Below are 19,691 nucleotides of genomic sequence, written 5' to 3'. Positions count from 1 at the left end.
GCTATCGCTAGCGCCCCTGAGTTTTTACGATATTCAGCCGCTCCGCCGCCCGTACCAGATCGGTCAACGATCGTACTTCCATCTTCTCCATTACCCGCCTTTTATGCACCTTGGCGGTGATTTCGCTGACCCCCAGCGCGGTGGCGATTTGCTTATTCAGCAGGCCGCCAATCGCCAGCTGCAGCACCTCGCGCTCGCGCGGCGTCAGGGATTCATAGCGGGCGGTCAGCGTTTGCAGCTCCTGCGCGGCGCTAAGGTTTTTAGTCGCCAGCTGTAGCGCTTCGGAAACCGCCTTCAGCAGCAGCTGCGGTACGGCGGGTTTGGTCATAAATTCGCAGGCGCCTGCCTTCATCGCCTTCACCGAGAGTGGAATGGTGCCGTAGCCGGTCAAAAAGATAGTGGGGATCGGGTAGCCAAGCTTTGCCAGCGCTTCGGTAAGATCGAAACCGCTGCGCTCCGGCATATTCATATCAAGGATCAGGCAGCCCGGCGCCGCACTGAAAGGGTGGTCGAGAAACGCCTGCGCGGAAGGAAAATCGGCAACCTGATAATCTTCGGCGGTTAAAAGACATACCAGCGCTTGCCTGACGGAGTGATCGTCATCCACCACGTAAACAATGGGATTCATAATGTGCTCCTGTTATCTCTCTGTACGCCGTTGCAGGTGCTGGGCTAAAACGGGCGGCGATTTTTTGGTTAACTAACGGCAACATTAAGTTAAATGTTTCTGAACATATCGGATATTATCACAATAATTATCATTATCATGTTTGAAATAAAAATGACAAAGTACGGTAGTTAATCCATTGAGATAAAAGGGATAATGGGTAACAGACGGCGGGCAGGATGTGTTGGTCAGCCGCGCCGCTTTTTTGCCCGGCGATCGCGCGCCGCTTACCCCGCTTTTTTGACCGCTTAATCTGCTATAGCGCCGCTAACTTTCTTACCCGCCGCTTTCATTTTGCGCACGTGACAGGATAGCCCTGATTTTTTTTATTTCTGGAGTGGGCTATGTCACACGCATTAACGTTTGTTATCGCGACGCTGTGTATCCTCGCCATCTGCTACCGCCTGTACGGCGTATTTTTCGTGCGTAAGGTGCTGAATGCTGATGACAGCGAGGTTACGCCATCGCATTTGCTGGAAGACGGCAAAGATTACGTACCAACCAAAAAGTGGGTGAACTTCGGCAGTCATTTCGCCGCCATCGCCGCGGCGGGGCCGCTGGTAGGGCCGGTGTTAGCGGCGCAGTACGGCTATCTTCCCAGCTTTCTCTGGCTGCTGATCGGCTGCGTTATCGGCGGCGCGGTACACGATACCGTGGTGCTGTTCGCCTCGATGAAGCATCAGGGTAAATCGCTGTCGGAAGTGGCGAAGTCGGAACTGGGGCCGGTGGCTGGCTGGTGTACCGGGCTGGCGATGCTGTTTATTATCACCATTACTATGGCGGGTCTGTCGATGGTGGTGGTGCATGCGCTGGAGCGCAATCCCTGGGGCACCTTTGCGGTGTTTATGACCATTCCGGTAGCGATCGGCGTGGGTTTGTGGGAGCGCTTTACCGGCAGTATGCGCGGCGCTACCTGGGTTGGCATTCTGGTGATTTTCGGCTGCGTTATCGCCGGCCCCTATATTCAGGATTCAGCGTTTGGCAGCTGGCTCAGCCTGCGCGCCTCTACCGTTAGCCTGGTGCTGCCGTTCTACGCCTTCTTCGCTACCGCGCTGCCGGTATGGATGCTGCTGACGCCGCGCGGTTATCTTTCCAGCTTTATGAAGATCGGCGTGTTTGGCGCGCTGGTGATCGGCGTGGTGTTTATTAACCCGGAAATTCAGTTCCCGGCGGTAACGCAGTTTATTCACGGCAACGGGCCGGTGCTGGCGGGGCCGGTCTGGCCGTTTATCTCGATTACCATCGCCTGCGGCGCGATCTCCGGCTTCCACGCCTTTATCGGTTCCGGTACCACGCCGAAGCAGATCGATAAATGGAGCGATATTTTACCGGTCGCCTTCGGCGCTATGCTGGCGGAGTGCGTGGTGGGGGTGATGGCGCTGATTGCCGCTACCGCGCTGCATCCGGCGGACTATTTCGCAATTAACTCCACGCCGGAGGTGTTCGCCGGGCTGGGAATGGAGGTGATCCATCTGCCGCAGCTCAGCGAATCTATCGGGCTCGATCTTTACGGACGTACCGGCGGCGCGGTGACGCTGGCGGTAGGGATGGCGGATATCTTTACCCGTATTCCATGGTTCAGCCATCTGGCTTCCTATTTTTTCCAGTTCGTGGTGATGTTTGAGGCGGTATTTATCCTGACGGCGGTCGATTCCGGCACGCGTGTGGCGCGTTATCTGTTACAGGATTTCCTTGGCGATCTTTGGGCGCCGCTGAAGCGTACTAACTGGATGCCCGGCGCGGTAGGCTGCAGTATCGTTGCCTGTCTGCTGTGGGGATATTTACTCAATTCCGGCGATATTAATTCCGTCTGGGCGCTGTTCGGCGTTTCTAATCAGCTGATGGCCTCGATTGGGTTGATGATCGGCGCCACCATTATTCTGCGCATGGCCCAGAAGCGCCGCTATATGCTGACCTGTCTGGTTCCGCTGGCTTATCTGTATGTGACGGTGAATTACGCGGCCTGGTGGATGGTGAAGTATGTCTATTTTAACCCGGCGGCGAAGGGATATAACCTGTTTAACGGCGCTATTTCGATCATTATGGTGGCGCTGGGGCTGATTATTATGATTGCCGCGATACAGCGCTGGGTGGTGCTGTGGCGCGTGCGTGCGCAGGCGCCAACGGTTGAGGCGGTTTCCTGACGCTATTTACTGTGGACAGGCCGGTGTAAACCGGCCTTTTTTATTGGCTTTGCTCTCCGGCTCGTATCATCTGCGTTTCAGGCCGGAGGGGGCGCGGCTGATATGAGCGGTTCGCAAAGACGCCAACAGGGTCATCCGTGGCGCGGGACGCTTTGCTCCCCCGGCTCGTATCATCCGCGTTTCAGGCCGCTGGGTATGCGGCTGATATAACCCGTTCAGGTTGCTGAAAAACGATTAGTTATTAACAAAAGTTTAAAAAAATCTGTACAGACTTTGCATTTTTGTATAGTTTAACCGGCAGAACTTTTTCGCCTGTTTTTTGATCTGACCAGAAGGGGCCGATGATGCAGCAGCAACGATGGACACCTGAAGCGGGATGTAAATCAGTACAGCCGTATGCGATGGCAGACAGCACTATGCCAACCCGGCAGGAGACGTTGGGTCAGGTTGTAGAAGATATTTTGCGTGCCGGACAAAGCGTTAATCGCAAGGCGATCTGCTCCAGGCTGTTGGTAAAGCTGGATGGCGTAGGCGGCACGGAGATGGAAAAGCATTATCATGGATTGCTTGCTTTAGTGCTGGGCCGGGAATAATTCATCATTTGGTGCGCAGGCTGACAGCAGCCTGCCATCACATCGCACCCTTATTTCCATACGCTATGTTTATCTGCAGTAAACCTCTCCTGATTTCGGTGTCGCTGTTGCCTGGCGCAACGGCTAATGCCTGAAAAACGTCTGGTGAGCCTGTAGCTATGCGCTGACGGCCCGTTGCGGGCGCATAGCTCTCGAATCGCCGGTTTTCGTCAACGTCAGCACAGGAGAGAAATTGGATAAAGACGATCTAAAAAATATGCATGTCGCCCTGGGCGAAGCGGTGTTGTCCGTTCTGGAGAGCCAGAGCGCCTTAAGTAATCACACCCTTCTGGAACGATTACAGCAGTTTGCCGAGCAGGAGACGGATGAAGAAAAAGTTATCTCTTACTGGCAGGCAAAGCAGGCATTCCGGCATATACCGCCGTCAGTGGCCGGGCGCCGTCTGAAAGACGTTAACAGCACTGACAGCAGAACGGTCAAAATGCCGCAGAATCGCTTTGGGCTGCGGCGCCCGCGTAACGACGATCGCGGGGAGAATGACTGATTAACTAACCGGCAGCAGCGCCGTTGGGCGCGCGTTCTGCCGGTTTTTTACTGCTCTGCTAATAGCGCTGCTTGTTCAGCGCCGCGGAATCAGCCAGCCGTTGCGTTACGGCGATACTGTTCGTCCGTTACTTTTTCCATCCAGGTTACCGGGCTGCCGTCCAGCGATTCGGCAATCGCGATATGGGTCATCGCCGTTTCCGGCGTCGCGCCGTGCCAGTGTTTTATCTCCTGCGGGATCCAGACGATATCGCCCTGATTAATTACCTCAATCTCTTCACCTTCACACTGAATCCAGCCCTGGCCCTGAGTGACGATTAGCGTCTGGCCCAGCGGATGCGTATGCCACGCGGTGCGGGCGCCAGGTTCAAAGGTGACGCTGGCGCCGCCGACGCGCGCGGGCGCGCTGGCCTGGAAGGGCGCATCAATGCGAACGCGTCCGGTAAACCAGGCATCCGGGCCCTGGGCTGATGGGGTAGTGGCGTTACGGATAATTTTCATCGGGGTACCTTGTTATCAGCCGCTCCGGCTGGCAGAGCGGTATTTATTAACGTTAGCGCCCGGCGCGGCGCTCTTCATTACTGAAAGGGGCATTCGTCCCTTATCATTTACTACCGGCAGCGGCACGCTGCGCCGGGCAGTTCAGGTTGTACTAAGCATAGCGCTGGGATATTGTTTCGATTAGAGGTATTATTCAGGATACGCTTATAAGCCAGGCTTATTAATATATGGAAAACTTCAACGATCTGGCGGCCTTCGCGCTGGTGGCCAGCGAACACAGCTTTACCCGTGCGGCGGCAAAGATGGGCGTGTCGCAGTCGGCGCTGAGCCAGACCATACGCCAGCTGGAGGCGCGGCTGGGGCTGCGCCTGCTCGATCGCACCACGCGCAGCGTCTCGCCGACGCAGGCGGGCGAACAGCTGCTGAAGACGCTGGCGCCGCGCCTGGAGGAGATTGAAAACGCGCTGAGTTCGCTGAAGGCGCTGCGTGAGAAACCGGCGGGCACGGTGCGCATTAATGCCGGTGAGCATTCGGCGGCGACGCTGCTGGAGCCGCGGCTGAGAAAAGTTATCGCCGAGAACCCCGATATTCGCATTGAAATTGCGGCGGATTATGGACTGATGGATATCGTGGCGCAGCGCTTTGACGCCGGCGTGCGGCTGGGCGAGCAGGTGGCGCGGGATATGATCGCGGTGCGCATCGGGCCCGATATTCGTATGGCGGTGGTGGGATCGCCTGACTATTTTCGACGCTTTGCGCCGCCGCAGACGCCGCACGATCTTACCGCGCATAACTGTATTAATATGCGTCTGCCCACCCATGGCGGCCTGCTGCCGTGGGAGTTCAGCAAAGACGGGCGCGATCTAAACGTACGCGTGACAGGACAGCTGATCTTCAATAATCTGGCGCTGCGCTTAAATGCCGCGCTGGCCGGCAGCGGGCTGGCCTGCCTGCCGGAGGATAGCGTGCGGGAGGCCGTTGCGCGCGGCGAGCTTATCGCCGTGCTGCAGGCGTGGTGCCCCTATATGTCGGGCTACCATCTCTATTATCCCGATCGGCGGCATCCTTCGCCCGCCTTTGCGCGCGTGATTGAAGCGCTGCGCTGGCGGGACGAGTAACGCCGCCCGCCAGGCAGTTTTGTTGTTGTCTGAGCGAGCTTAAATAGCGCCGATGGGCTGTCAGCAGTGCGATCAGGAAGAGAGCTTCATCATTACCAGCCCGCAGACAATCAGCACCGCGGCAGCGATACGCATCGGCGTGGCGGGTTCGCCAAGCGCCAGCAGGCCAACGAGAAAAGCGCCCACGGCGCCGATGCCGGTCCAGATGGTATAGGCGGTGCCCAGCGGCAGCGATTTCATCGAAACGGCCAGCAGCGCGAAGCTGACGATCATCGCTACAATAGTGATAATCGAGGGGCCGAGCCGGGTGAAGCCGTGCGACTGCTTCATGGCGAAAGACCAGACAACTTCAAACAAACCTGCAATGGTTAAGAGGATCCAGGCCATACTGGCTCTCCCTGGTTAAGAGCCGGGCCGTCCCGGACGTAGTTGAGAAGAAGCCGGGGGCGTCCCCGGTTCATATATAGACAAGCAGTATAATCTTACGCACAGGCAGCGTAAAAGCGATCGCTAAGGAAATTAATATGATTCGTATTGCCGACGAAAAGGAGTATCCGTTACTGACCGCCATCTGGGAGCGGGCGGTGCGGGCCACGCATGATTTTTTACCGGAAGAAAACCTGCAGGCGTTGAAGCCGCTGGTGCGCGACAGCTATCTGCCCGCCATTGCGCCCTACGTCTGGCTTAACCCGGCCGGAGAACCGCAAGGGTTTATTGGCGTGGCAGAGGGAAAAATTGAGATGCTGTTTATCGATCCCGATTACTGCGGGCAGGGCGTGGGAACGGCGCTGATCGCCTTTGCCCGACAGACGCTGGCGGCAAACAGCGTAGACGTTAACGAGCAGAATCACCGGGCGGTGGCGTTTTACCTGAGCCGGGGCTTTACCCTTTGCGGGCGATCCGAACTGGACGGCGAAGGCAATCCTTTCCCGCTGCTGCATCTGCGCTGCCAGTCAGCGGATTGCTGAGCGTGACAGGCCATCAATATTTGTTTTGCCGCTGAGCCAGAATTTTTTATAGCGGGCAGGCGGAACGCCGACCAGGTTATGAAAGATACGATGGAAATTATTAACGTTATCGTAGCCAACGGCGTTCGCCACCTCCGTGACCCCTAAATCGGAACTGAGCAGCAGCGACTGCGCTTCGCCAATACGGCGGCGGGTTTGATACTGTTTCGGCGAATAGCCGGAAAACGCCTTAAATACGTGCGCCAGATAGTAGTGATTCATATTAAGCGCGGCGGTTAACGACTTCAGCGCAATCTCATCTTTATAGCGCCGGTCGATATAATCTTTGATGCGCTGCCCCAGCCCTGATTCGCTGTTATTCTGCTCCTGTTGCGCGTCAGGCCAGATATCGCGACAGAGCAGCAGCAGGGCGCTAAGCAACGTATCAGCAATTTCAGCGCCATAGCGGGTTTGCCCGCTGGCGTGCCGCCACATTTGTTGAAATAAGGTGGCGATCTCCTGATAAAAAACGCCGCTCGGCATCACCGCACGCTGCGATGGTGCGGTAAAGGTATCTGGCGGCAGCCCGACAAATTTTAACTGCTCTACGCCGCAGCTGAAAATGCGCAGATTATCCGAGACGTAGGGCTGCTCATCATGCAGCACGCCTGCGTTAAACAGCAGCAGATCGCCGCGTTCCACGTGGTAGCTGCGCCCATCAATGTTATAGATACCGCCGCCTTCCTGAATGAACATCAGCTCAAACCGGCCTTCATGTTTATGCATAATACGGGGGAGCGCCGCCGCTTTGCCTTCGGCCTGGCAAATAAACATCAGCTGCGGGCGCGTGCCATGCTCGAAGCCGCGCCGTGAAACCGGCTCATTCAAACACCTGGTCAGCATAAATTCTCCTTCGCCTTTCGCACTATTATCGCACCGCGATAAGGCAGCGTAATCATCAAAGTTGCTTTTTATCAGCAGCTAAGCGTTTGTTTTATAACTGGATGAAAAAATTATTGCTCGCTTAATTGGCTTTTATAGCGCAATAAGCGTCCCGCCTAACCGAATATAGCGATGCGAATAGCTATCAGGCAACGGGTAGCCACCTGAAAACTAGGGTTAAGACTGCTGTTTATCGCTTTCTCATCAAACTGGCGCTATTAGCTGAGGCCGAAAATAATTATTTATTCCGGGATGATCAGGAGAAAGCCAGCAATAACGCGCCGGCGAGCTATTATTCTTTTTCTGATTAAGTGGCAGATGAAAAATAACGGCTGAAGATTAATTTTCGCCTCTCTTGATTCTTGCTATGTCAATCAGACCAGATTATAGCTGTGATGCCATACGCGTTTCTTTCCGTTGTTTATTCTGAAATTTTGATCGGCAGCACAGCGTAAAATGTTATCGCGTCGGACGCATAGTGTTTTGTATTTACTTTGATATATGTTTGCCGCAAGCGATCGCGATAAGTTTCCGTCGGTTATATCCGGGCGGAAATCACCTTTTTGTTTATCGATAAATCAGATTAACAGATCTGAGTATCCTCTTTGCGACAAATAAAGGAGCGGAGAATGACGGTAAATATTGGCGTCATTGGGCTGGGTATGATGGGGCGCGATCATCTGCGGCGTTTCAGCGAAGTTATCAGCGGCGCAAAAGTCACCGCGGTTTGCGATATTCAGCGTGAAACGGTAGATGAAATGGCGAAAACCTTTGCTGCCACGCCATTTTATGATGCCGATGCGCTGATTAATTCAGCACTGGTAGATGCGGTGGTGATTTGCTCCATCGGCCCGGCGCATAAAGAACAAATCCTTGCGGCATTTAAGGCGGGTAAACCCGTGTTTTGTGAAAAGCCGCTGACGCCCGGCGCGGATGAAGCCAGGCAGATTATCGACGCCGAGGTAAAAACGGGAAAAAGGCTGTTGCAGCTTGGCTTTATGCGCCGTTTTGATGCGGGCTATCAAAAATTAAAGCAGACGATAGAAGCGGGCGAACTGGGCGACATTCTGCTGATGCACTGCGCCCACCGCAATCCGGCGGTGCCGGAAAGCTACACGCTGGAGATGGCGATTAACGACTCCGCTACCCATGAGATAGATATTATCCGCTATCTGCTGAATGAAGATATCGTCGCGGTACGCGTGGACAGACCGGGCAAAAAAACCAGCCGCGCCTGCCCGCATTTACAGGATCCGCTGATAGTGATTTTTGAAACGGAATCGGGCGTGCGTATTGATGATGAACTGTTTGTGAACTGCGGTTACGGCTATGACATTCGCTGTGAGGCGGTGGGAGAACACGCTATCGCCGGGCTTACCGGGCAGGCGCTGACTTACGCCCGCGCGCCTTATGGCTACGGTCAGAATATCGCACACTCCTGTATGGAACGCTTTGCCGCGGCCTACGACAGTGAGGTGCAGCACTTCGTTAACCGCGTGCGTGAAGGAAAAGCGCTATCCGGCCCGTCCAGTTGGGATGGTTACGTGGTGGCGCTGGTTTGCGATGCCGGGCTGGCGTCGTTAAAGGATGGAGAGAAACAGCGCGTGATCGTTCCACAGCGCCCTGCGCTTTATCAGGGCTAAGACGCATCACAGGGAGGCCGCTTGCGTTAGGGAACCCGCATCAGGGTTCGCGGCGCAATCAGCCACAACCTTTCCCGTTCGGATAAGGAAGAGTTATGAAGCTGGCATTATGTACCGATGTTTTGGCGGATCTTGCGCTGCCGCAGATGCTGGACCGCGTGAAACAATATGGCATTAACGGCGTTGAGTTAACCGCTGGCGGCTGGTCGCCATGTCCGCATGTCGATCGTGAGGCGCTGCTGGCCTCGCCGGAGAAGCTGGCGCGTTTTTGCTATGAGCTGTCCAGCCGCGATATGACGATTGTTGCGCTGAACTGCTCCGGCAATCCGCTGGCGCCCGGCGCGCTGGGCGAAGCGCATACCCGGAGCAGCTATCGCACCGTTGAACTGGCGGCCAGGCTTGGGGTGAAAAAGATCGTGATGATGAGCGGCCTGCCGGGCGGCGGCCCGCAGGATCGGGTGCCGAACTGGATCACCTCCACCGTCTCCTGGCCCGACTATATGCCCGGCGTGATCGACTATCAGTGGCGCGAGGTGGCGATTCCGTGGTGGCAAAAATTTGTGCGGCATGCGCAGCAGCACGGCATTGAACAGATCGCGCTGGAAGCCTTTCCCTGCCAGCTGGTTTATAACCCGTCAACCCTGCTGCGCCTGCGCGAGGCGGTTGACGAAATGATTGGCATTAATCTCGATCCCTCGCATCTGATTGCGATGGGCGCCGATCCGATCGCGGCAGTGCGCAGGCTGGAAGGGGCGATTTTCCACGTGCACGGCAAGGATGCGCGTATTGAGCGTGGCCGGGCGGATGTTGATGGCCTGATGGAGTATCAGCCGGTGACGGCGATCAAAACGCGCGCCTGGAACTATGTCGCGGTGGGATGCGGTCAGGATCTGCGCTGGTGGAAAGAGTTTTTCTCGGTGCTGCGCATCTGCGGCTATAACGGCGACGTTGCGCTGGAGATGGAGGATTTAACCATGAGCGTGGAGGCCGGGCTGCGCACTTCTGTCGACGCCCTCAATGCCTGCCTGAGCCAGTAAACCAGAGAGGTAAGCGCGCCGCCTGAATTGTTATCGCCTGCGCCGTTATCTTCAGCTGCCCAGGCGTTATCTTTATATGCCGCCCGACGGGCAATAAAGTGCCCGACGGGCAGCGGCGCGGCTTCTGGCGCGTCGCCTTCGCCCGCCTGTTTTTACGCAACGTTCGTAATAGTGATTAGACTTAACGGACATGTATTAACAGGAGCTATCATGAAGCTTGGTTTCGCTTGTAAATTTCTCAACCCGGACGCGCAGCAGCCTTATCCTTTTAAATCGCCGACCCGTAAGCGCTTTCTGGGGTTATCTGATGAAGAACGAGTGAAGCTGGTGTATGAGTGCGCCACCTTTAATCTGACCAACCTGCAGGCTATTTTCGCCCGGCTGGCCCTGTTGCCGGATGCGCTGCGCATGATGCGCATCGGCAGCGATCTACTGCCGCTGTATACCGTGCCCGAAGCGGCGGCGGTTTATCGGCAATGCCTGCCCGACCTGCGCGCGTTGCTTAGCGCCTGCGGTGAAAGCGCCAGACAGCACAATATTCGTCTCTCTTTCCATCCGGGACAATATTCCGTGCTGGCCTCAGATAACCCCGACGTAGTGGATCGGGCGCTGGAAGATGTGGAATACCATGCGCTGTGCGCAACGCTGATGGGCTATGGTAAAACCTTTCAGGATTTTAAAATCAACGTTCATATGAACGGCAGGCTGGGCTTTGCGGGTTTCAGAGCCGCTTTCGCCAGGCTCAGCCCACAGGCGCAGATGATGCTGACCGTGGAGAACGATGAAATCTCCTGCTCGCTGGATGATGTGCTGCAGGCGCAGGAACTCTGCCCGGTGGTGCTCGATATTCATCACTACTGGGTAAAAGAAAACGCTTTTATCACCCCGAACGACGAACGTATTGCGCAAATCGTTGCGTCATGGCGGGGCGTCAGGCCGGTTTTACACTATTCGATTTCGCAGGAAGGGCTGATTCCGCCGCACGGTTTTCCCGATCAGCAGCATATCGGCCTGGCTAAATCAAAGCTGCGCGCGCATTCGGACTACTATTTCAACGATACGCTGAACGACTGGGCGCTCTCCTTTGAGGCGTTTGATATTATGTGCGAGGTCAAAATGAAGAATCTGGCGCGCGATCGGCTTTATCACTATGCGACAGCCCGCTAAACAACAGCCATTGCGCCCGGCTGTTCAGCCGTCTCTGCCGCCAGCTGCGGCGCAATAAAAAGGCCGCCCCTGATGGCGGCCCTGATATCCGCAGCAGACGCGGTTAGTCGGTGACTTTATGCTTCAGTTCGCTGGCGCCTTCTTTCGTTTTGTTCCAGCCTTTCTCAGTGCCTTCTTTGGTCGCATCCCAGCCTTTTTCGGTACCTTCTTTAGTTTTATGCCAGGCTTTTTGCGTGCCTTCGCTGGCGCGGCTGCTCAGATTATCGCGTTTGCCTTCGGCGGCATGTTCGCTTTTGAGCTTCAGCTCTTCACCCTGATGCTGGCTCTGGTGCAGCTTCTCTTTCGCGGCGTTCGCCCCTTCATGCGCGGTGGCGACGGTATCGTCGGTTGCGTGTGTGGTGGCGGCGAAAGCAGGCGCGGCCAGCAGCAGCGCGGACAGGGCGATAATGGTCTTGTTCATACTTCCCTCTTTAATTATTAGCAACCTTATAAGTGTAGTAAAGAATGGCACGGCTTATTGCCGGCCGCCTTAGGAATATGCCGTAAAGTTGCGCCAGGAGCGCTGCCGACAGCGCTTTTCGCCGCCGGCGTAGATCTACGAAGGAAGCGGCAGCCGTTATGCCGTCGTCGCCGTGCTGCTGTGATTGACGAAGCGGGGGGAGTGCGCCAGGAGCCGCTCACAGAAAATGGATAAGATAACCGCATGAAAAAGAATTTTTCTGGAATGTAATTCTTGTTGATTATTTAACAATTCGCAATATTAGTTATTCTTGTCGATCGCTCTGCTTTATTTTTTCAGCCGCGCGTTAAAACAGCGTTTATATCCTGCCGGCAAAACTTTATTGCGGAATGAAAATGATTTTATATGCCGTTGCGTTGAATGTTTTATTTTTTACTTATTGATTTATATAGATAAATTTAAATGGCTTATAATTATTTTCCTTTAATTTATCTGACGGCAATGCCGGCCAGCCCGATAAATAGCTGGCAGAAATAATAGTTTGATTAAGATATTGATAAATAATAATAATACTATAGACCATGAAAATAAGGAAATGACGACGAGCCTCACATTTTGGCGGGTTAATGTTTGTTTCAATGTGATGGGTAAAGAAAAATAAATTTAATTTATCAAAATCGGCCATAAGCCAGCGCTGGTATCACATTATTTATTGAATTATTAATAAGGGAATATATGTTCAGCCACTTCAAACTTAATAAATTAAGTCTGGCCGTGTTGTTGTGCCTGCCGGTGACGCTCAGCGCAGGGGCGCAGCCTCTGACTCAGGTGGAACTGGGTTATTATTCGAAGGCGCTGATTAGCGATGCGGGCCTGAAATTTAAAGATCTGAACCGGGACGATGAGCTGAATCCCTATGAGGACTGGCGTCTTCCGGCCGCAGCCAGGGCGGCAGATTTAATTAAGCGCATGACGCTGAAAGAAAAAGCGGGCGTTATGATGTACGGCGACCTGCCGGAGCTGCAAGATGACTCAGGGAACGCCAGCGCATATGACATGAAAGCCGTGCGCAAAATGGTGGTGGACGAAAAGGTCAACAGTCTGCTCACCAGGCTGAGCGGTGACGATCCCTCAATGCTGGCGGAGCAAAACAACATGATCCAGCAGATCGCTGAAGGCACCCGCCTTGGGATCCCGGCGACTATCAGTATCGCTCCACGCCATAGCTGGCAGCCGCTGTCGGCAGCCGGCCGCGCGCCTGGGAAATTTTCTCGCTGGCCTGAAGCGCCCGGCATCGGCGCCATAGGCAGCGAAGTGCTGGCTAAAGAGTATGCCGATCGCCTGCGCCGTGAATATCGCGCCACCGGCATTACGCAGGTGCTCTCTCCGCAGGCGGATATCGTCAGTGAGCCGCGCTGGCCGGGAATTCGCCACTCCTTTGGCGAAAATCCGGAGCTGGTGCGCAAGATGGTCAGAGGCTATATCGAAGGTATCCAGCACGGGGGGGACGGCCTGAACAGCCAGAGCGTGGCGGCGGTAGTGAAGCACTGGGTTGGCTACGGCGCCGCGCAGGAGGGCTGGGACGGGCACAACGCCTACGGCAAGCAGGTTAGCCTCAGTGCCGAGAGCCTGAAAAGGCACATTATGCCCTTTAAGGGCGCTTTTGAATCGCGCGCGGCGGCGGTAATGCCCGCCGGCACCATTATGCAGGGCGTGGAGTGGGACGGAAAAATACCGGAGCCGGTCGGCGCCGGCTTCAGTCATTTTCTGCTGGGCGATCTGCTGCGCGACGAATATCGCTTTGACGGCACCATCGTCAGCGACTGGCTGATTACCCACGACTGTGATGACAGATGCGTGCGCGGCAGCGCGCCGGGCGAGGCGCCGCAAGCCGGCGGTATGCCATGGGGCGTGGAAGCGCTGACGAAAGAACAGCGCATTATTGAGGCGGTGAATGCCGGCGTCGATCAGCTTGGCGGCGTTACGGATACCGCATTGCTGGTCAGCGCCGTTAAAAAAGGGCTGATTAGCGAAGAGAGAATTGATGCCTCGGTCAAGCGCATTCTGCAACAGAAATTTGAGCAGGGCCTGTTTGAGCAGCCCTACGTTGATGCCGCGCTTGCCGATGAGCTTGTCGGCAGCGCGGAAGCGAAAAAAGAGGCGGACGGCGCGCAGTTTCGATCGCTGGTTTTGCTGCAAAACAAAAATATTCTGCCGCTGAAAAAAGGCGTCAGGGTATGGTTGTACGGCATCGATAAGGAGGCCGCCGTTGAGGCGGGGCTGACCGTGGTGAAAAATCTCGTATCGGCGGATGTGGCGCTGATGCGCATCAGCGCCCCTTACGAACAGCTGCACCCCGGCTATTTCTTTGGCAGCCGCCAGCATGAGGGATCGCTGGCCTTTAACGAGGACAATCAGGATTATAAGGTACTGAAAGAAGTCAGCATGGCGGTGCCGGTAGTGCTGTCGATTTATCTGGATCGTCCGGCGATTCTGGCTAACGTGCGCGATAAATCCAGCGCCATTATCGCTAATTTCGGCGTCAGCGATGAGGTGCTGATCTCCCGTCTGCTGTCCGATAGCGCCTATACGGCGCGCCTGCCTTTTGCGCTGCCGGCAACGGCTGAATCGGTGAAGTCGCAGAAATCTGACGAGCCTGGCGATTTGAAGCAGCCGCTTTTCCCGCTGGGATACGGCCTCGCCCGCTAGGCCGCAGTTTCGTCGCGCATGGCCGCCGTTGGTCTGTCGCGCGCCGCTCAATAAAAAAGCCGCCAAAGGCGGCTTTTCCTGTTTCAAATGCCGCCTCTGCCGGCGGCGGAGCGACAGCTCGCGCTTATGACTGCGCCTTCGCCGCTTCATCCGCGGCGCGAATCGCCGCCACTTTTTTACCGAACATCAGCTGCAGCACCACCAGCAGGCTAAATACCGGCAGCAGCGCGCTGAGCGCGGAAATGCCCATTGCGCCCTTAATCAGCATGGCGCCGGAAGCGATCAGCAGCAGAAAAACGATAATGCGGAAAACCTTTACCGAAATCCGCTTATGCACGTACTGACCGACAATCGAGCCAAGCACCATCGTCGGAATACAGAACAGCACCAGCTTAATCGTGGAAATGGTTAAGATTCCGCTGGTGGCCAGCCCGCCGATAATGGCGATGTTATTAGCCGTAAAGAAGGCGTTGAGCGTACCGCGAAACGCGGCGGGCGCCAGGTTACGCAACATGCCGTACATCACCACCGGCGGCCCGTTGGTTGAAAACGCCGCGCCCAGCGCGCCGGCGATGGTGCCCATCGGCGCCGCGATCCAGCGTTTGTCATATACCGGCAGCCGCGGAATAAACAGGCTGTAGAACGAGTAAATAATCAGAAAGGCGCCCAGGCCTATTTTCATGATGTGGTCGGGCAAATAGGAGAGCGCATACAGCCCGACCGGAATCCCGGCAAAAGAGAACAGAATTAACACCGCCGCGGATTTCCAGTCTGTCTCCTTGCGCGACAGCCAGGTGGCGTAAACCGCGGTGGCGGTGCCGACCATGACCGACATCGGCGCCGCCATTTTAAGCGGCAGCACCATGGTGATTAACGGCATTGAGGTCAGGCCGCCGCCAAAGCCGGCGCATATACCCACAAAGGTATAGAGAAACATTACCGCGATGACGATAAGTACCGTGCTGGTATCCAGCACGGCCATATCAGGGGTAAAAAGCGTAAAGAAATCCATATCGTTACCTTAGTTAAGCGATAAGCCCGCATCCACGACAAAGTCCTGCCCGGTGCAGCCGCACGATTCGCTGGAGCCGAGGAACAGCGCCAGACGCGCGCAGTGGGTGCCGTCCAGCCGCACCTTCAGCGCCTGCAGATCGATAAACTGATTCACGGCGGCAGGATCGAGCTTCGCCCACATCGCTTCCTGTTTCGCCGTTTTAATCGCGCCCGGCACCAGGCTGTTTACGCGGATGCCGCGCGCCCCCAGCTCCTGCGCCAGGGTGCGGGTAAAACCGTGGATCGCGGCTTTGGAGAGGGAGTAGCAGACGCGCCCCGGACGGCCGCGCATCCAGTTAATCGATCCCATATTAATGATGCTGCCTTCGCCTTTTTTCGTCATGCCAGGGATGACCGCCTGAATCGCGAACAGCTGGTGGCGCAGGTTAACGTTGATGCGGTTATTGAAATACTCTTCCGTGAGATCGTCGATGTTATGGTGATCGTCGCTGCCGGCGTTATTAATCAGAATATCCACATCGCCCAGCTGCGCGGCGATATCGCTAAAGCAGGCTTTTAGCTGCGCGATGTTGGTCACGTCGCAAAACAGAAACAGACAGTTCAGCTCCTGCGCCAGCTTTTCGCCCGCTTCGCGATCGAAATCGAGAAACGCCACGCGCGCGCCCTGGTTAACGTAGGCGCGCACCAGCTCTTCGCCGATGCCGCTGGCGCCGCCGGTAATCGCGACGACTTTATTTTGCAGTGAGTGGTAGGCTACGTTTTCGCGGTAGTTCATATTATTAATCCTTATGTCCGGAGTCAGGCGTTATCTTTCACAACTTTAAATGTGGCGCAGAAATCTTCGCCGCCGAGGCCCGATTCCATCCCTTTGTCGTAAACGCCTTTGATGACTTCAACGCCCGGCAGGTGTAATCCGGACGTTTCCAGCATTGATTTCATGATGTTTACGTCTTTCGCCATGTTTTGCAGCGAGAAGGCGGTGCGGTAATCTTCGGCGATCAGGCTGTTAATTTTGCTGTCGAGGTAGAAGTTGGCCGCGCCGCCGTAGGAGATCGCCTCACGGAACGCCGCTTTCGGAATATTGTAGTGCTCTGCTGCGGTCAGCATTTCGTTGACGCTGTTCTGGATGCCGGCCACCTGTACGTTGTGCAGCATTTTCATCACCAGGCCGCGCCCGTTCTGGCCCATATGGATCTGGTTGCAGCCCATCATCGCCAGCACCGGCTTCACTTTTTCCCAGGCCGCCTTATCGCCGCCGATATAGATACCCAGCTCGCCGTTGATCGCCGCCTGAACCGATTTCACTACCGGAGCATCGAGCATGACGGCGCCTTTTTGCGCAACTTCGGCGGCCAGCGCTTCAGAGACGGCAGGTTCAATGGTCGACATATCGATGGTGATCTGCCCCTGATGCAGCCAGGGCAGCATCTGACGATAGATCGCCTGTACATGCTCAGAGCGCGGCACCATGCTGATAATGACGTCGGCCTGCTGCGCAATCTCCTCGACGGAGCCGGCCGCCTGTGCGCCTGCGGCGGTTAGCGTGGCGATGGCGGCGGGATTAACGTCATAGACCAGCACCGTGCCGCTAAATTTAGCGACGATGTTTTTTGACATCGCTTCGCCCATTAAGCCCAGTCCAATAAAGCCGATGGTTTTCATTAGTCGTGTTCCTTAAATTTGGGTTTGTGCATGCCGGCAACGGCAACATTCAGGGTAAAAATGGCACCGGAGAGCGGGTAAGCCGCGCACTCTTCAGCCGTCATGTTTTCTCTGGTGGTGGTGATAAATAGCGTTTTCATTTCCGGTCCGCCGAAGCAGACCATCGTCGGGCAGCGCACCGGCAGGGCGTGCTCTTCCAGCACCTCGCCCTGCGGCGAGAAACGGGCGATGCGCCAGCCGTCAAACAGCGCGCTCCAGTAGCAGCCTTCGCTGTCCATCGCCGCGCCGTCGGGCCTGCCGTTGCCGCGCGGGAAGGTTTTCCACGGCTGGCGTACGCCTGGGTTGCCCTCTTCATCAAGCGGCGTGCGGTAAATGACATGGTTCGGCGTGTCGCTGGTATACATCCAGCGTCCGTCGGGCGAGAAGGCCAGGCCGTTGGCGCCGAGAATGTCGCACTGCATGACGCGCGTATGCAGGCCGCCATCGACGCGGCACAGCAGCGCGCCGTTATAGTCGCGCGGCCCCCAGTAGGTGCCCGCCCAGAAGCGGCCCTGGCGATCGACGCCGCCGTCGTTGAAGCGCGCCAGCGCCGGGTTATTGGGGTTATCGCAAATCTTTTTCTGTAGCTGGCCGGCCCGATCGGTAAGCCAGATACCGCTGCGAAGCGCGACAATCAGCCCGCCTTTTTCGCGCAGCGCGAAGCAGCCTGGTTCTTCCGGAAAGGTCATTACCTGATGTTCGCCGTTCGGCAGGCGCAGGGCGTGGATTTCACACTGCAGAATATCCGTCCACCAGAGCGTCTGTGTGTCGCTGTTCCAGGTTGGGCATTCCGGCAAATGGCCGACATAATCGAAAAGCTGTTCAGGTTTATTCATCGCTTATCATCCGTAATTCCATCCAGTGACAAAACGTGTCGCCGGGGTGAACGGTGGCCATCGCCTGCTCGCTGCCGTCGGCAGGGAACAGATTGATGGCGTTATTGATGTGGGTGACCGGTTCGATAGCCACTACGTTGCGCTCGCGCGGCGGAATAAACAGCACCGCGTTACTGGCCGCGGAGCGTATTTCCACGCGTATCCGGCGCTGCGGCCATCTGACCTCGGCGGGCGTCTGCCAGCCGGTAAAGCAGTTATCCACCGAGGCGAATGCCGGCTGCCGGAAGCGCGAATAGCGCCATTTTTCCGGTACCGGGACCGTTGCGCAGGGCAGGCTGTTTTCGTCGTTAAGCCAGACGCGTGCGGCGGTAAAGCGGATTTCGCTCTGCGCGGCGTCGGCAAAAAAAGGATGAAATCCCAGCCCCACCGGCACGCTTTCCTGCGCCGTATTGCAGTAGCTCAGCTCGATGCGCAACCGGTCGCCGCTCAGGCGGAAAACCTGCTGCGCGCGCCAGGGCCAGGGCCAGCTTTCGCTGGCCGGGCTATCGAGCTGCAGTACGATTTCATCGGCGGCGGCATGCGCCGCCTGCCAGACGCTTTGCCAGCCGCTGCCGTGCAGGGCGTGCGGATGATCGCCAAAGTTGCGCTTTACCGCGCGGCTGGCGCCGTTAAAGGTAAAGCGCCCGTCGGCGATGCGGTTCGACCAGGGGATCAGCGGATAGCTGCCGCACAGATTGGCGCGCTGCTCGCCGGCGGGATCGAGGGGCCGTAAGATGTCATGCCCGCGCCAGCGCAGCCAGGCCAGCGCGCCGCCTAACGCGGGCGCCACGGCCATGCTGGCGTCGCCCTGAGTACATTCGAGCAGGCGCGTCATCTTAGTAAACCTCGCCGCCGCGAATTTTCAGATCTTCGCCGCGAATCGCCGCCAGCTGCTCTTTGGCGCGCGCCAGCATAAAGCTCATATCGGAGGCCAGCGCGACAAAGGTAAAGCCCATCTGCTGATACTTATTCACCAGTTCCGGGTTGCCGCCCACGATGCCGCAGGGGAAGCCGAGGCGCTGACAGGCTTCCAGGCCGCGTTTAATCATCGCCTGCACCTCAGGGTGCGACGGGTTGCCCGGATGGCCCATGGCGGAAGAGAGATCGCCGGGGCCGATAAAGAAGCCGGTAATACCGTCAACCGCGGCGATATCGTCAATGCTGGCGATCGCTTCCGGCGTTTCCAGCTGTAAAATCAGGCAAAGTTCATCGCGTGATTCCTGTACGAACTGCGCGTTGCCGCCCCAGCCCGAAGCGCGATGCATCGCCGCAAAGCCGCGCTTGCCGTACGGCGGATAGTAAGCGGATTCCACCGCTTTACGTGCCTCTTCAACCGTATTGATAAAGGGGATCATCAGCGACAGCGCGCCGCCGTCGAGCGCGCGCTTAATCAGCACCGTTTCGTTGCCCGCCAGCCGATAGAGCGGGGTGGTGGTGGTGTTGACGCTGCGCACCGCGCGATCGATGCGGATGGCGTCCAGCGTATCTACCGCTACGTGTTCCTGATCCAGCACCAGGAAATCAAAGCCGACGGTCGCCATCGCCTCGGCCACGGTATCGCTGCCGGTCATCATCCAGGTGCCCAGCAGACGCTGGCCGGAAAGAATGCTTTTTTTGAAAATGTTCATGG

The 19,691-nt window shown here is 56.5% G+C and carries 20 protein-coding genes; 9 read left to right on the top strand and 11 right to left on the bottom strand.

The genetic code is table 11. From position 1 onward, the window contains the following. Nucleotides 1–7 precede the first annotated feature (7 nt). Nucleotides 8–628, bottom strand: a complete 621-nt coding sequence (locus FKM52_RS10680) for a response regulator transcription factor (RefSeq protein WP_141176149.1) — start codon at nt 626–628, stop codon at nt 8–10. Nucleotides 629–1,011: 383 nt separating this feature from the next. Here FKM52_RS10680 and FKM52_RS10675 point away from each other — a divergent pair, with 383 nt between their 5' ends. The 3 genes from FKM52_RS10675 (at nt 1,012) to FKM52_RS10665 (ending at nt 3,948) form a co-directional block, all read left to right on the top strand. Then, nucleotides 1,012–2,811 carry a carbon starvation CstA family protein gene (locus FKM52_RS10675; protein ID WP_141176148.1) on the top strand — a complete coding sequence of 600 codons (1,800 nt, stop codon included), beginning with the start codon at nt 1,012–1,014 and terminating at the stop codon, nt 2,809–2,811. Nucleotides 2,812–3,152: 341 nt separating this feature from the next. Further along, entirely contained in the window at nt 3,153–3,404 is a 252-nt protein-coding gene (gene ycgZ / locus FKM52_RS10670; protein ID WP_342777791.1) for a regulatory protein YcgZ, read from the top strand. 232 nt (nt 3,405–3,636) lie between these two features. After that, nucleotides 3,637–3,948, top strand: a complete 312-nt coding sequence (locus tag FKM52_RS10665) for a hypothetical protein (RefSeq protein WP_141176147.1) — start codon at nt 3,637–3,639, stop codon at nt 3,946–3,948. An 89-nt stretch (nt 3,949–4,037) separates the two neighbouring features. On the opposite strand, the gene FKM52_RS10660 is transcribed toward FKM52_RS10665, so the two are convergent. Continuing rightward, the gene (locus tag FKM52_RS10660) at nt 4,038–4,448 is read right to left on the bottom strand and encodes a (R)-mandelonitrile lyase (RefSeq protein WP_141176146.1); all 411 of its coding nucleotides are present in this window, start codon (nt 4,446–4,448) and stop codon (nt 4,038–4,040) included. Nucleotides 4,449–4,675: 227 nt separating this feature from the next. On the opposite strand from FKM52_RS10660, the gene FKM52_RS10655 reads away from it, so the two are divergent. After that, nucleotides 4,676–5,566, top strand: a complete 891-nt coding sequence (locus FKM52_RS10655; RefSeq protein ID WP_141176145.1) for a LysR family transcriptional regulator — start codon at nt 4,676–4,678, stop codon at nt 5,564–5,566. A gap of 72 nt (nt 5,567–5,638) precedes the next feature. Here FKM52_RS10655 and sugE read toward each other — a convergent pair whose 3' ends face one another. Then, nucleotides 5,639–5,953 carry a quaternary ammonium compound efflux SMR transporter SugE gene (sugE, locus tag FKM52_RS10650; protein ID WP_141176144.1) on the bottom strand — a complete coding sequence of 105 codons (315 nt, stop codon included), beginning with the start codon at nt 5,951–5,953 and terminating at the stop codon, nt 5,639–5,641. 137 nt (nt 5,954–6,090) lie between these two features. Here sugE and FKM52_RS10645 point away from each other — a divergent pair, with 137 nt between their 5' ends. Next, nucleotides 6,091–6,534 (top strand): GNAT family N-acetyltransferase, encoded by a 444-nt coding sequence (locus FKM52_RS10645; RefSeq protein WP_141176143.1) that lies wholly within the window; start codon nt 6,091–6,093, stop codon nt 6,532–6,534. Here the strand turns inward: FKM52_RS10645 and FKM52_RS10640 are convergent. Then, entirely contained in the window at nt 6,520–7,416 is an 897-nt protein-coding gene (locus FKM52_RS10640) for a helix-turn-helix transcriptional regulator (RefSeq protein WP_141176142.1), read from the bottom strand. The two genes, FKM52_RS10645 and FKM52_RS10640, sit on opposite strands and share 15 nt — an antisense overlap. Nucleotides 7,417–8,084: 668 nt before the next feature. Between FKM52_RS10640 and FKM52_RS10635 the strand changes: the two genes are divergently transcribed. The 3 genes from FKM52_RS10635 (at nt 8,085) to FKM52_RS10625 (ending at nt 11,302) form a co-directional block, all read left to right on the top strand. Then, nucleotides 8,085–9,098 carry a Gfo/Idh/MocA family protein gene (locus tag FKM52_RS10635; protein ID WP_141176141.1) on the top strand — a complete coding sequence of 338 codons (1,014 nt, stop codon included), beginning with the start codon at nt 8,085–8,087 and terminating at the stop codon, nt 9,096–9,098. Between the two features lie 95 nt (nt 9,099–9,193). After that, the gene (locus FKM52_RS10630) at nt 9,194–10,135 is read left to right on the top strand and encodes a sugar phosphate isomerase/epimerase family protein (protein ID WP_141176140.1); all 942 of its coding nucleotides are present in this window, start codon (nt 9,194–9,196) and stop codon (nt 10,133–10,135) included. A 210-nt stretch (nt 10,136–10,345) separates the two neighbouring features. Then, nucleotides 10,346–11,302, top strand: a complete 957-nt coding sequence (locus FKM52_RS10625) for an apurinic/apyrimidinic endonuclease family protein (protein ID WP_141176139.1) — start codon at nt 10,346–10,348, stop codon at nt 11,300–11,302. A 103-nt stretch (nt 11,303–11,405) separates the two neighbouring features. Here FKM52_RS10625 and FKM52_RS10620 read toward each other — a convergent pair whose 3' ends face one another. Next, entirely contained in the window at nt 11,406–11,762 is a 357-nt protein-coding gene (locus FKM52_RS10620; protein WP_141176138.1) for a hypothetical protein, read from the bottom strand. Nucleotides 11,763–12,497: 735 nt separating this feature from the next. Between FKM52_RS10620 and FKM52_RS10615 the strand changes: the two genes are divergently transcribed. Further along, nucleotides 12,498–14,471, top strand: a complete 1,974-nt coding sequence (locus FKM52_RS10615) for a glycoside hydrolase family 3 protein (protein WP_141176137.1) — start codon at nt 12,498–12,500, stop codon at nt 14,469–14,471. A 124-nt stretch (nt 14,472–14,595) separates the two neighbouring features. Here FKM52_RS10615 and FKM52_RS10610 read toward each other — a convergent pair whose 3' ends face one another. From FKM52_RS10610 to FKM52_RS10585, 6 genes are read right to left on the bottom strand one after another with little or no spacing between them, the layout of a single operon-like run. Next, nucleotides 14,596–15,483 carry a sulfite exporter TauE/SafE family protein gene (locus tag FKM52_RS10610; protein WP_141176136.1) on the bottom strand — a complete coding sequence of 296 codons (888 nt, stop codon included), beginning with the start codon at nt 15,481–15,483 and terminating at the stop codon, nt 14,596–14,598. A 9-nt stretch (nt 15,484–15,492) separates the two neighbouring features. Next, the gene (locus FKM52_RS10605) at nt 15,493–16,260 is read right to left on the bottom strand and encodes an SDR family NAD(P)-dependent oxidoreductase (protein ID WP_141176135.1); all 768 of its coding nucleotides are present in this window, start codon (nt 16,258–16,260) and stop codon (nt 15,493–15,495) included. Between the two features lie 23 nt (nt 16,261–16,283). Continuing rightward, nucleotides 16,284–17,147, bottom strand: coding sequence for an NAD(P)-dependent oxidoreductase (locus tag FKM52_RS10600; RefSeq protein ID WP_141176134.1), 864 nt, complete (start codon nt 17,145–17,147; stop codon nt 16,284–16,286). Next, nucleotides 17,147–18,022, bottom strand: coding sequence for an SMP-30/gluconolactonase/LRE family protein (locus tag FKM52_RS10595; protein ID WP_141176133.1), 876 nt, complete (start codon nt 18,020–18,022; stop codon nt 17,147–17,149). The genes FKM52_RS10600 and FKM52_RS10595 overlap by 1 nt, the downstream gene beginning before the upstream one ends. Next, nucleotides 18,015–18,896, bottom strand: coding sequence for an aldose 1-epimerase (locus FKM52_RS10590; protein ID WP_141176132.1), 882 nt, complete (start codon nt 18,894–18,896; stop codon nt 18,015–18,017). Before FKM52_RS10590 ends, FKM52_RS10595 begins: the two co-directional genes overlap by 8 nt. A gap of 1 nt (nt 18,897) precedes the next feature. Next, a complete protein-coding gene (locus FKM52_RS10585; protein ID WP_141176131.1) occupies nt 18,898–19,689 on the bottom strand; it encodes an HpcH/HpaI aldolase family protein in 792 nt (263 codons plus the stop codon). Between the last annotated feature and the right edge of the window lie 2 nt (nt 19,690–19,691).

The organism is Mixta tenebrionis, assembly GCF_006517625.1.
Taxonomy (GTDB): domain Bacteria; phylum Pseudomonadota; class Gammaproteobacteria; order Enterobacterales; family Enterobacteriaceae; genus Mixta; species Mixta tenebrionis.
The sequence above is the reverse complement of the archived record's forward strand: the minus strand, read 5'-3'. Positions and strand labels throughout refer to the sequence as shown.